The following is an 11,800-nucleotide window of genomic DNA, read 5'->3' on the forward strand; positions in this document are numbered from 1 at the left end:
ACCGTCGTGCGGCAAAGTTTGGTCAATGCCCGAAACCCAGACACCAAACCATGGCGCAATCTTCATCAGTTCCGATTAAATCGTAAAGAGCAGTTTCCGCAGAACGCATACGGTGTTACGCATCCAAGTTGCGGGTTCCCGCAAGACAAGAGAAATGCCTGTGAATATTATCGAAGAGCTGGAGGAAACCACTCATGTCGGATCTTGCTCATTACCTTCGCATCTCCAACTTGCTTGCGGGGAACCTTGATATTCACTCGGCGCTCAGTTCGGTCAAAACCGAGATCGAGAAGATTATCGAGTTTGATCACCTTGATGTGTGCCTGATTGACACGGACAAAAGGTGGGCGACGGCCTATGAGGTTGGCGTCGAAACAGCCTGGAGCAAGATGCGCTCCCATGTCCGCAAGGCGCCGATCCGCGATATTTTGCTGGGTAAGACCGACCATCTATTGACGGGAAATGCCCTTGAGGATCCCCGTTTCCTTTTCCCCGGCGCGGTAAGTGCCCCGATTATTGACCACGAACTTCGTAGCCGCGTCAGTGTCGGTATGAAGGTGCTGGGTGAAGTCGTTGGATCGTTAAATTGTTCTTCGAAAAAGGAAGATTTCTACGACCAGAGCCACCTTGAACAGATGCGCATTTTGGCTGACATGCTGGCCCCATATTTCTATGCCTTGCGCGCCAACGAAAAGGCCAACAAGGAGGCGATCATTCGCGCTGAAATCCTTGCACGCGAAGAAGGTCTGCGCCTTGGCGCACTCAGCCTTACCGACGCGCTTGAGGCCGAACGCCAGCGCATTGGCATGGACCTGCATGATCAAACCTTGGCTGATCTGACACGTATTGCACGGGATCTTCGCCCAGGACTGAGCGAGGCGCAGTATCTAAGGCTGCAGCAGCAAGTCCAAAACATGATCCAGGGACTGCGCGACATCATTGATACCTCGATCCCATCGATTCTTGACCTGTTTGGCTTCCACCATGCTGTCCAGACGCATCTGGAACGGGCTGTAAGCTATGACAGCGCAATGCGCTTCAAGGTCGATGATCAGACAGACGGCGCGATTGACCTGTTGCCCGAAACAACCCGCATCGCAGTCTTTCGTATCTGCCAGGAAGCCATCAACAATGCCGTGCTGCATTCGAATGCGTCACTTGTTTCGGTCTTGATTACCAAAAGCCCGGATGACTGTCTGACCATTCGTGTTTCGGATAACGGAAAGTTCCAGCCCCATCCAAGAAAACCGTCCAGTGGCTTGGAACATATGAAAACACGCGCCCGCCTGATCGGTGCAAAATATGACCTTTCAACTTCCGACGGCACACAAATAACAATTCAGTTGCATCAAGCGACCAGACAACAAGGAGAAACGATCAATGAAAATATTGCTGGTTGAAGATGACAATATGCACGCGGATTTCCTGATGGAAATCGTCGAAAACGCGTTGCCGGAATTTGACGAAATCCTTGTTGCCCATAACGGCAAGGAGGCCGAAAAACTTGCCCATCTACATCAGATTTCAGCCGTCGTAATGGACCTTCGCATGAAGGAACATAATGGCATTGAAGCCGCGCGAACGATCTGGGCAGAACGCCCCCACACAAGGATACTTTTCTGGTCGAACTATTCGGATGAGGCATATCTGCGGGGAATCACCCGCATTGTTCCCGATCAAGCGGCCTATGGGTATGTGCTGAAAACCGCAACACCGGACAAGATGCGACTGGCGTTGCGTGCCGTCCTTATCGAAGCGCAGATTGTTGTTGATCGCGAAGTTCACCAGATCCAGGCACAGCAGATGCGCTCGCGCAGTGCACTGACGGAATTCGAGTATCTGATATTGCTTGATCTGGCGTTGGGACTTCCGGACAAGGCAATTGCCATGCGCCGAAAACTGTCGCTCCGTACCGTCCAGAACCGGTTGCTATCGCTTTATGACAAGCTGGAAGTTGAGTCACAGGACCAGAACGAAATGGGCATTGTGCTTAACAAACGCACACGCGCTGTTTCCAGTGCCATTGCCCGAAAGGTCATTAATCGCGAGGGTTTGATAAGTGCCAACAAGGAACTATCCGCTTGGCTTGCAGGTCAACCAGTGCCACTGGACTAGGTTCTTGGTCGGCATCACCAATCAGCAGAACTGGGCTATCAGATTTCTTTGCGCTCGTCCAAAGGTGCCATATCGAAACTGATACTGAAGATGCACCCGCTATGCTCTTTGGGTTGCGTCAGTTTAACCTTGGTTTCGTGGCGTGCAGCGATTTCCTTGACGATGGAAAGTCCCAGTCCGCATCCTTCGTCATATCTTGCATCATTGATCCGATAGAACCGTTTGAAGACATCCTTGCGATGTTCGACCGGAATACCCGGGCCGTTGTCTTCGACGGTCAATATCACCTTATTTTTGGCAGTGTTCTGTTCAAGCCGAACGGTCACGGCACTACCACTTGGGCAGTATGTCAGTGCGTTATGGACAAGGTTTTTAAGCAGCTCTTCAATCAAGGTCGCATCACCCATAATCCACGCAGGATCGGTGATCCCCTCATATCCAAGGTCAATGCCACGCTCGATCGCGACCGGCACTTTTGATCCGGTTACCGCACGGGTAATTTCACACAGATCAATCTTGTCAAACGGCCGACCCGCAAGGCCTTCGGGTGCGGCACGTGCGGATGCCAATAACTGATTGGCCAGATGCGATGTCTGCCTGGTCGAGGCCGCGATGGTATCCATGATCTGGTGGATTTTCTCAGGATCCTTTTCACGCTGCCCAAGTTCTGCCTGGGTTCGAAGTGCTGCCAATGGCGTTCTAAGCTGATGCGCTGCATCTGCAGTAAAGCGTTGCATGGTCTTCAGGCTGTTTTCCAGCCGGCCGAAAAGCTGGTTGATGGCGCCCACCAGATGGCGCACCTCGATCGGCACATCGTGCAAAATCGGTCTGAGATCACTCGGAGAACGGCGATTAAGCGCCTCTTCAAGCCTTGCAAGTGGTTTCAGGCCCTGACCGATCCCGAACCAAACGATCATGGCGGCAATGACAATCAGCAAGATCTGGCGCGCGGCGGCACTGGCAAGAATATCCTCGCTAAGCCTTGTGCGGGTTCCCATAGTTTCGGCAACGAGCACATGAAAACGGGTCGCTTTGCGAACACTCGCCACATAGCGTGAAAGCGCGCCGATCCGGACCGTTTCGCCGTTATAAACCGCATCGTAGAAAACCGGTTCTTCACGCAATGGCAGGAACTTCTCAGGCACCGGCGGCAGGTCTTCATAGCCGGTAATGAATTCGCCCTGTGCGGTACTGACCTGATAGAAAACCCTGTCTTCTGCAGCACTTGTCAGCATCTCGAGCGCGACATAGGGAACGTCCACCTCAATCTTGCCACCGATCAGGACAACACGGTCTGCAATGGCTAATGCAGAACTTAAAAGTGCACGGTCAAATGCTTGGTTTGTCGAATTAATTGCGTTACTTCGGACTTCAAGCAGCATCAGGGAACTGACCACCAAAAGCGGGATCAGCAGCGATATGACAAGCCTGCGCCGAAGTGATCGATTACGCCATTTCATGTTTTTTTCAACAGATAGCCAAGACCGCGAACGGTCTGGATTTTGACATCGGCCGCCTCGACCCGTTTGCGCAATCGACTGATATAAAGTTCGACCGCGTTGGCACTGATATCGTCTTCAAACCCGGCCAACTGGTCAACGATTTGCTCCTTGCTCAGAACATGGCCGCCCCGCATCAAAAGGATTTCAAGGATATTAAGCTCACGCTTTGGAATATCGACATCCGTGCCATCAACCGTTACCCGTCGCGCCACTGTATCGAAACTGAGCTTCCCGCATTTAAGCTGGGTATTATGCGTTCCGGCATTGCGCCGCATAAGCGCCCTAACCCGTGCTTCAAGCTCGACCAGCTCGAACGGTTTGGCCAGATAGTCATCCGCACCAAGATCAAGTCCCTTGACCCTGTCTTCGATATCACCGCGCGCGGTCAGAATCAGAACGGCACTTTCGGCTCCGCGATGACGCAAACGTTTGAGAATCTCAAGCCCGTCAAGCTTCGGCAGGTTCAGATCAAGTACCACCAGGCCATATTCCTGGGTACGCAAAACGTCGTCAGCCTCCTCGCCATCGGCAATCACATCGACCGCATAGCCAGACTGTCGCAGGGATCCTGCAATTCCGTCTGCCAGTGCGGCATGATCTTCGACAACAAGGACTCTCATTGTTTGCGCGACTTTTCCCTGATAAACCTCGACAGAGGTAATTTCTATTCTGCCATTTTCCCGGCAAAGGCATTCAAGAACAAGCGATATCCTCGCCCCGGCACCATATGCCAATGACCATCCGCGACACAGAGTATTGCAGCATGATTTCGGGCCGTATCTGTATTGGTTTATGTTTCATCGCCCTCGCGATGCAAGTTTCTTCTGCGATGGCCGAAGTTTTCACTTATCCGGCATTGCGTTCGTCCCAGGCATCCGATCCAGAACAGTCACTGCTGACCAGCACACAGCCGATGGCGGTTATCTATGGCTCCGCCGATATCGGTGCCTTTGTCCCGGTGATCGAGGCCTTTCAGCAAGATAACCCGTTTATTGGCGTTGAATACCATCAGCTGCAAACCCTTGAGATGTATGACATCACCCAAAGCCAGCGCGCCAACGGTGAACCAGCGGCGGACCTGATCATCAGCTCCTCGATGGATCTGCAGATGAAGCTGGCCAATGATGGATATGCCACCTCCTATCAAAGCAGTGAAACAGACGCTTTGCCCCATTGGGCGCGCTGGCGCAACGAAGCCTTTGCCGTAACGCAGGAACCGGCTGTCATCGCCTATAACCGCGAGTTTTTCCGCGAAAACGAACTCGAACCGCCCAGAACCCGCGAAGATTTTATCCGGTTACTTGTCAACCACGACGAGTTGCTGAGTGAAAAAGTCACGACCTATGACATTGAACGCAGCGGTGTTGGCTTCCTGTTTCTGGCGCGCGATGAACGATTTTTCCCCGGCATCTGGGATTTTGTCCGCATTCTGGGTCAGGCGAAGGTAAAGCTTTATTCCAACACATCTCCGATGCTTGAAAAAATCGCGTCCGGTCAGGTGGTGCTTGGCTATAACCTGCTGGGATCGTATGCGGAAACCTTTACCCAACGAAACCCGAACCTTGGCGTCATCTTGCCAGACGACTTTATCGTCGTTTATTCAAGGATCGCCATCATCCCGCGTGGTGCACGCAACCCCGACCTTGGCGGTCGGTTCCTTGATTTCATGTTGTCAATCAAGGGCCAAAGCGTCTTGCAGAATGAAGGGAACTTCAACCCGGTACGCGCCGACGTCCCGCCCAGCACATTCTCGTCGCTGATCTTTGACCGTTATGGCGAACGCGTACGTTCCTTCCCGGTTGGGCCGGGATTGCTGGTTTACCTTGATCAGGCCAAGCGTCAGCGCTTCCTGCGCCGCTGGCAGGATGCGCTACTGAACCGCAGATAACGCACCCTGCCCGACCACTTATCTTGTTAAGACTTGGCACTATCGGGTACCGGACGACGATCCGGGCCGGTATAGTTCCAGATCATCCGGCGCGGGATCGGTCCCTTGTTGCGGCCACCCTGTTGGGTTTGTTCCCACGCATGGGCAAGAATGCCCACCGACCGCGAAAGACAAAACAACCCACGCGCCAGTTCCGGCGCAAATCCCAGTTCGGCATAGATAACCGCCGTCGCACCATCGATGTTCATCGGGATCCGTTTACCTTTACGTGTCAAAAGCTCTGCCTCGATCGCGCTGGCAATTTCGCCATACCGGCCCAACACATGACCTTCCAGAGCTGCATCGCGTACGAGCGCCAAAAGCCGCGGTGCACGTGGGTCCACCGGGTGGAACCGATGGCCAAAGCCCGGCACATGTTTGCCATGCTCGGCAATCTGATGATCAAGGCCGTCTGAAACTGCCGCTGTCATGTCCTGTCCGGCATCCATGCGTGCTGCGATGTCATGATAAAGGGCAACCGCCTGCTCGCCCGCACCACCATGCACATCACCCAGGACATTAACCGCACTGGCCATGGCATTGTTCAGGCCAACGCCACATGTTGCCGCCATACGGGCAATGGCGATGCTGGGGGCTTGCGGCCCATGATCGATGGCCGAAACAAGGGCTGCTTCAAGCAGCTTGGCCTGCGGTGCTGATGGTAATTCGCCACGTGTCATCAACCAGATCATGGTCGGAAAGCTGATATTGCCGATCAGATCCTCAATCGCGTAACCGCCATAATGGATTTTGCCCGGCTCCATATCAATGATGCCGGTCTGCCACCAGTCGCGTACTTCGTTTTCAACGTCTTCAACAGTTTTCGAACTCACAGCACGCCCTCCTTGGCAAAATTATCGATTTCATCATTGGAAAAGCCCAGCGACAACAGAATATCCTGATTGTCTTGTCCAAGTTCTGGCGGCGGTGCACTCACCGACGGCGCATCACCATCCATTTTGATTCCGGTCCGAAGGATGCGGATATCGCGATCAGCACCCGGAACATTTTCAAACGACGCCAACATCCCGCGATCAGCAATCTGTGGCAGGGAAAGTGCCTGTGGCACGGTCAGGACCGCACCGGCCGGAACACCAACGGCGTTAAGCTTTTCAACCCAGTAATCGGTTTCTTGCGTAACCAGCATGTCTTCAACCAGTCCGGTCAAAGCCGATCTGTTTTCGAGCCGTTCCTTGCGCGACACAAATCGCGGATCCTTGATAAGCGCCTCAAGACCAAGAACACCACACAGAGCTTCGAACTGTTCCTGCTTGTTTGCGGCGATGTTGATCTGGCCATCGGCCGTGGCAAAGGCGCCAGACGGTGATGACGTGAAGTTGTCATTGCCATTGGCGGTCGGCTCCTTGCCAGCAATCAGATAGTTCGAGACCACCCAACCCATCGTGGCAATCACCGATTCCAGCATCGAAATATCAATGAAGCTGCCCTTGGCATCCTTGTTGCCCATGGCCCGCCCCGCCAACGCCGAGCTGATGGCAAAGGCCGCAGTCATGCCGCCGATGGTATCGGCCATCGGATACCCGACGCGATAGGTCCCTTTATCCTCCTCGCCGGTGATTGTCATGATCCCCGACAAGCCCTGAACAATCTGGTCATAGGCGGGAAGTGTCTTCATCGGGCCGCTCTGGCCAAAGCCGGAAATCGCGCAATAGACGAGGCCCGGATTAACCTTTGAAAGCACATCATAGCCAAGCTCAAGACGGTCCATGACGCCCGGACGGAAGTTCTCAACCAGAACATCGGCCTTGGCCACGAGCTTTTTCAGGATTTCTTTCCCCCGCGGATCCTTAAGGTTCAGCGTAATCGAACGTTTACCGGCGTTCTGTGCCATGAATGAAACGCCCATCAGCTTTTCATTGAGCTCCATGTCGGCACCAAGCTGTCGGGCAAGATCGCCACGACCCGGCGCTTCGACCTTGATGACTTCCGCCCCCATATGGGCCAGCTGGTGACAGCAAAACGGCCCGGCCAACACATTGGTCAGGTCAAGAACCGTGATTCCGGAAAGAGATTTTGGTCCACTCATGGATATTTCCTAAATTCTGCCTGGTAGAATTATGTTCTATTATATAGAATTTTGAACTTAGGGAAAATGATGTTCGCCCGGCCAAGGCCACCCCCCAGAGAACGGGAGCAGGTAAATCCATGTCAGAACAAAACGTTACAGCGGTTGAGCGCGCTTTGGGAATTCTTGATGCCTTCACCGATCAGGACCATGACCTGTCGCTCAAGGACCTGTCCGAGCGTACCGGGATGTATAAAAGCACCATCTCGAGACTGGCGGGAACGTTGGAGTCTTGTGGTTTTTTGATGATTTCAGGCCGTGGCCGCTATCGCCTTGGCCCGGCACTTTGGCGTCTTGGCTCCATTTACCGGCGATCATACGGCATGGACGATATCGTCCGCCCACACTTATCGATCCTCGTTTCGGAAAGCGGGGAAACCGCGTCCTTTTATGTGCCCGAAGGCGCCAATCGATTGTGCCTGTTTCGCGAAAACTCCCCAAGCAGCCTGCGTCATCATCTTGAAGAAGGCGCTATTCTTCCTTGTGAATTCGGGGCTGCTGGCCACGTCATCCGCGCCTGGGGCGATGGCGTCGATGACCGTTCGTTACAGGTCCTCGAAGACAGGTTTGCCCTGAGCGAAGGTGAACGTGATCCGGACGTTTCGGCGATTGCCGTACCGGTACTGGATCGGCAGAACCACCTGCTCGGTGCACTTGCCCTTTCTGGTCCGATCAGTCGGTTCACCCCGGAAAAACGCCTCAAATGCCTGGCTTCGCTGCAAGCACGTGCTGCGGATTGCGGTAAACGCATGTCTTCTTGATCACAAACGGCCGCCCATCTTTGCCGTTAACGCATAAATCATGTGAACTTTTTTCACCCATTTTTTGCCAATGACAGGTTGGTGACAGGTTTGGCTGTTACCGTCCCGCCACTGCCGATCCGTGAGTCATAAATTGGCCCCGGAACAAACAAGAAGAAAATTCGGCAAGGGAGGTCAGGTCAATTTCCGGGGTCAGGTGGGCATTCATGCCTCTGAAAGCGGTGTTCGGACTCCCCTTGCTGGTGCTTTGTTCCATTGATCGGCTTGCCACTATTCGGGTGGCTGGGAAATTGCTTTAGTGTCTGGAGGAGACCCTGATGAACAAACTGTCGATGTTCTCGCGTCGCGGATTTATCGCAGCAGCCACGGCTGTTGCTGTTTCGACTGCTGCATTTGGTGCAATGGATGCCAAAGCTGCAGAAATCGACGAAATTCACTTCGTCATTCCGGGCGGCGCAGGCGGCGGCTGGGATGGTACGGCACGTGGTACCGGTGAAGCCCTGACCAAATCGGGTCTTGTTGGCACCGCGTCCTACGAAAACATGTCGGGCGGCGGCGGCGGTAAAGCGATCGCCTACATGATCGAAGCTGCTGATCGCCTTGACAACACCCTGATGGTCAACTCCACCCCGATCATCGTGCGTTCGCTGACCGGTGTCTTCCCGCAGTCGTTCCGCGACCTGACCCCGATCGCAGCCGTTGTTGCCGAATATGCTGCTTTCGCAGTTCCGGCGGACAGCCCGTATCAGTCCTTCACCGACGTTGTTGACGCGGTCAAAGCTGATCCGTCTTCGGTCAAGTTCGGCGGCGGTTCGGTCCGTGGCGGTATGGACCACATCGTTGCAGCCTATGCCGTTCAGCAGGGCGGCGGCGATGCCAAACAGGTAAAATACATTCCGTATGACGCAGGTGGCAAAGCAATTGCTGGCCTTCTGTCGGGTGAAACTGAAGTTCTGTCGACCGGTCTGGGTGAACTGCTTGAACTTGCCAAGGCAGGTCAGGTTCGCATTCTGGCTGTAACCTCGAAAGAACGCGTTGAAGCTGCTCCGGACGTTCCGTCGCTCGGTGAACTCGGCATTGATGCTGAATTCGTCAACTGGCGCGGTTACTTCGGTTCGCCCTCTCTGTCGGCTGAAAAAGCGGATGCCTATGCTGCGATCCTCAAGGACGTTCAGGCAACCCCGGAATGGGAAACCGTTCGTACCCGCAATGGCTGGGAAAAAATCTACAAGCCGCGTGCTGAGTTTTCTGCCTTCATGGAAAATCAGGAAAAGGTCGTTGGCGACCTGATGCGCGACCTTGGCTTCCTGAAATAAGCCGTTAATACACAAGTAAAAAGACCTCCGAAGGAAACCACGCCATGTCCATCAATCGCGACAAATTCGGCGCGCTGCTATTTCTTTGCCTTGCGCTGATATATGGCTTCTATGTCGATGACATCCCGCTGCTGTTTGGCGACGAGGATGCCCCGTTCAATGCCAGAACCCTCCCTAACGCCCTTGCATGGTTGCTTGGTGTGGTTTCCTTCATCCAACTGGTGCTGCCGACCAACAAAGAGGCCGGCAGCCTCGAACACGCTTTCCGCGGTCTTAAGTGGAAACGCGTTGTTATTCTGGCGGCGCTGATGGTGTTTTATGGCCTGACCATCCGCCAGCTGGGCTTCCCGATTTCAACATCGCTCTTCCTGATGGGCGGTTTCTATACGCTTGGCGAACGACGTCCGCTGGTTCTGATCCTGACGGCTGTCGGTGTCACGCTTGCTTTCTGGGGCTTGCTCTATGCCATGGGCATCTACCTGACCCCGGGCGATTTCTTCTATTATCTCGGTTGGATGTCAAACGATGCTTGAGGGAATTTTCTCCGGTCTTTCGACCGCTGTCATGCCGATCAACCTTCTGATGGTTGCGGTCGGCTGTTTCGCAGGCACCTTTATCGGGATGCTTCCCGGTCTTGGCCCAATCACCGCCATTGCCCTGATGATCCCGATCACCTACGGGTTTGATCCGTCCACCGGCCTTATTCTGATGGCGGGCGTCTATTACGGGGCAATCTTTGGCGGTTCGACCTCTTCTATTTTGATCAACGCACCGGGTGTTGCCGGCACCGTTGCGACCGCCTTTGACGGTTACCCGATGGCACAGAAGGGTCAGGCTGGCAAGGCACTGGCCATTGCCGCCTACTCGTCTTTCTCTGGCGGTACAATTGCTGCAATCTTCCTGCTGGTGGCCGCACCGGCACTGGCGTCGGTTTCGTTGTCGTTCCAGTCGGGTGACTATTTCGCACTGATGGTGCTTGGCCTGACGGCTGTGTCCGCCTTTGCCGGCAAGGGACAGGTTCTTAAGGCGATTACCATGACCCTGTTCGGGATCATGCTTTCGACCATCGGCACCGACCCGGCGGCTGGCGTTGCCCGCTTTACATTCGGCAGCATGGATCTTGTCGATGGCATCAGCTTCCTTTTGCTGGCCATGTCGACCTTTGCCCTTTCAGAGGCCCTGCTCTCGATCCTGCGTCCGACCAAGGACACCCGTTCCGAGGAAGAAAAGGCGCTTAAAAGCCTGGGCTCGATGAAGCTGTCGAAGGAAGAAGTCAAGATCATGATCCCGGTCATTGGCCGCTCCTCGGTTCTTGGCTTCTTTACCGGCGTTCTGCCGGGTGCCGGCGCGACGATTGCATCCTTCCTTGCGTACGGCATGGAACGCAATATTGCCTCGGCCAAGGAAAAGCTCGGCTTTGGCAAGGGCTCCATCCGGGGTCTGTCGGCGCCGGAAACCGCAAACAACGCTGCGTGCTCCGGGTCCTTCGTACCGCTTCTGACCCTTGGCATTCCGGGTTCGGGCACCACGGCTGTGATGATGGGTGCGCTGATTTCCTATGGCGTTCAGCCAGGTCCGCGTCTGTTTGTTGAACAGCCTGACGTGTTCTGGTCAGTGATCATTTCGATGTATATCGGCAATATAGTCCTGCTGGTTCTGAACCTGCCGCTGATCCCGTATATCTCGCGTCTTCTGGCCCTGCCCCAACAGCTTCTTGTTCCGTTCGTTCTGTTCTTCTCGCTGGTTGGTGTCTATCTGGTGACCTTTAACACCATGGACATCCACATGATGGTGATTGCAGCTGCAATCGCGATCGGCCTGCGTCTTCTGAACTATCCGATGGCACCGATGCTGCTTGGCTTCATTCTGGGCAAGATGATGGAGGAAAACCTCCGTCGTGCACTGGCCATTAGTGACGGTTCAATTTCGTTCCTTTGGGAACGCCCGATCACGCTGGTGATCCTGTTGATCAGCATTCTGTTCCTTGCAGCCCCGTTGATCGGCAATCTGCGCAGCTGGTTGGCAAACCGCAAATCAGCGCTTCCCAATGATGGTGAACTCTAAGATCTGCCTCTGAGCGACGTGAAGGATAT

At 54.3% G+C, this 11,800-nt stretch carries 11 protein-coding genes; 7 read left to right on the forward strand and 4 right to left on the reverse strand.

The window, feature by feature from the left end:
• Nucleotides 1-194 precede the first annotated feature (194 nt).
• Nucleotides 195-1,400, forward strand: a complete 1,206-nt coding sequence (locus DY252_RS12430) for a sensor histidine kinase (RefSeq protein ID WP_064789198.1) — start codon at nt 195-197, stop codon at nt 1,398-1,400.
• Nucleotides 1,381-2,115, forward strand: coding sequence for a response regulator (locus DY252_RS12435; protein WP_063089521.1), 735 nt, complete (start codon nt 1,381-1,383; stop codon nt 2,113-2,115). Before DY252_RS12430 ends, DY252_RS12435 begins: the two co-directional genes overlap by 20 nt.
• Before the next feature lie 38 nt (nt 2,116-2,153).
• Here DY252_RS12435 and DY252_RS12440 read toward each other — a convergent pair whose 3' ends face one another.
• Both DY252_RS12440 and DY252_RS12445 read right to left on the reverse strand, forming a co-directional pair.
• Nucleotides 2,154-3,575: a sensor histidine kinase gene (locus DY252_RS12440; RefSeq protein ID WP_064789197.1), complete on the reverse strand. Its 1,422-nt coding sequence runs from the start codon at nt 3,573-3,575 to the stop codon at nt 2,154-2,156.
• On the reverse strand, nt 3,572-4,237 hold the full coding sequence (locus tag DY252_RS12445; RefSeq protein WP_064789196.1) for a response regulator transcription factor: 666 nt from the start codon (nt 4,235-4,237) through the stop codon (nt 3,572-3,574). The genes DY252_RS12440 and DY252_RS12445 overlap by 4 nt, the downstream gene beginning before the upstream one ends.
• Before the next feature lie 209 nt (nt 4,238-4,446).
• On the opposite strand from DY252_RS12445, the gene DY252_RS12450 reads away from it, so the two are divergent.
• Nucleotides 4,447-5,505, forward strand: a complete 1,059-nt coding sequence (locus tag DY252_RS12450; RefSeq protein ID WP_231959730.1) for an ABC transporter substrate-binding protein — start codon at nt 4,447-4,449, stop codon at nt 5,503-5,505.
• A 26-nt stretch (nt 5,506-5,531) separates the two neighbouring features.
• Here DY252_RS12450 and DY252_RS12455 read toward each other — a convergent pair whose 3' ends face one another.
• Nucleotides 5,532-6,377, reverse strand: a complete 846-nt coding sequence (locus DY252_RS12455; RefSeq protein WP_064789195.1) for a citryl-CoA lyase — start codon at nt 6,375-6,377, stop codon at nt 5,532-5,534.
• Nucleotides 6,374-7,591: a CaiB/BaiF CoA transferase family protein gene (locus DY252_RS12460; RefSeq protein ID WP_064789194.1), complete on the reverse strand. Its 1,218-nt coding sequence runs from the start codon at nt 7,589-7,591 to the stop codon at nt 6,374-6,376. The genes DY252_RS12455 and DY252_RS12460 overlap by 4 nt, the downstream gene beginning before the upstream one ends.
• 119 nt (nt 7,592-7,710) lie before the next feature.
• Between DY252_RS12460 and DY252_RS12465 the strand changes: the two genes are divergently transcribed.
• The 4 genes from DY252_RS12465 to DY252_RS12480 all read left to right on the forward strand — a co-directional run bounded on the left by DY252_RS12465 (nt 7,711) and on the right by DY252_RS12480 (nt 11,771).
• Nucleotides 7,711-8,391, forward strand: coding sequence for an IclR family transcriptional regulator (locus DY252_RS12465; protein WP_064789193.1), 681 nt, complete (start codon nt 7,711-7,713; stop codon nt 8,389-8,391).
• A gap of 317 nt (nt 8,392-8,708) precedes the next feature.
• Nucleotides 8,709-9,707 carry a tripartite tricarboxylate transporter substrate binding protein gene (locus DY252_RS12470; RefSeq protein WP_174713879.1) on the forward strand — a complete coding sequence of 333 codons (999 nt, stop codon included), beginning with the start codon at nt 8,709-8,711 and terminating at the stop codon, nt 9,705-9,707.
• 44 nt (nt 9,708-9,751) lie between these two features.
• Complete coding sequence (locus DY252_RS12475; RefSeq protein ID WP_008891054.1) at nt 9,752-10,240, forward strand: tripartite tricarboxylate transporter TctB family protein; 489 nt, start codon at nt 9,752-9,754, stop codon at nt 10,238-10,240.
• Nucleotides 10,233-11,771: a tripartite tricarboxylate transporter permease gene (locus tag DY252_RS12480; protein ID WP_064789192.1), complete on the forward strand. Its 1,539-nt coding sequence runs from the start codon at nt 10,233-10,235 to the stop codon at nt 11,769-11,771. The genes DY252_RS12475 and DY252_RS12480 overlap by 8 nt, the downstream gene beginning before the upstream one ends.
• Nucleotides 11,772-11,800: the final 29 nt, after the last annotated feature.

The organism is Thalassospira indica, from assembly GCF_003403095.1.
GTDB classification, from domain to species: Bacteria; Pseudomonadota; Alphaproteobacteria; order Rhodospirillales; family Thalassospiraceae; genus Thalassospira; species Thalassospira indica.

Coding starts and splice junctions, on each gene's coding strand:
- DY252_RS12475 (WP_008891054.1), top strand. CDS start 9,752: ATGTCCATCAATCGCGACAAATTCGGCGCGCTGCTATTTCTTTGCCTT.
- DY252_RS12465 (WP_064789193.1), top strand. CDS start 7,711: ATGTCAGAACAAAACGTTACAGCGGTTGAGCGCGCTTTGGGAATTCTT.
- DY252_RS12430 (WP_064789198.1), top strand. CDS start 195: ATGTCGGATCTTGCTCATTACCTTCGCATCTCCAACTTGCTTGCGGGG.
- DY252_RS12480 (WP_064789192.1), top strand. CDS start 10,233: ATGCTTGAGGGAATTTTCTCCGGTCTTTCGACCGCTGTCATGCCGATC.
- DY252_RS12450 (WP_231959730.1), top strand. CDS start 4,447: ATGGCCGAAGTTTTCACTTATCCGGCATTGCGTTCGTCCCAGGCATCC.
- DY252_RS12460 (WP_064789194.1), bottom strand. CDS start 7,591: ATGAGTGGACCAAAATCTCTTTCCGGAATCACGGTTCTTGACCTGACC.
- DY252_RS12440 (WP_064789197.1), bottom strand. CDS start 3,575: ATGAAATGGCGTAATCGATCACTTCGGCGCAGGCTTGTCATATCGCTG.
- DY252_RS12435 (WP_063089521.1), top strand. CDS start 1,381: ATGAAAATATTGCTGGTTGAAGATGACAATATGCACGCGGATTTCCTG.
- DY252_RS12445 (WP_064789196.1), bottom strand. CDS start 4,237: ATGAGAGTCCTTGTTGTCGAAGATCATGCCGCACTGGCAGACGGAATT.
- DY252_RS12470 (WP_174713879.1), top strand. CDS start 8,709: ATGAACAAACTGTCGATGTTCTCGCGTCGCGGATTTATCGCAGCAGCC.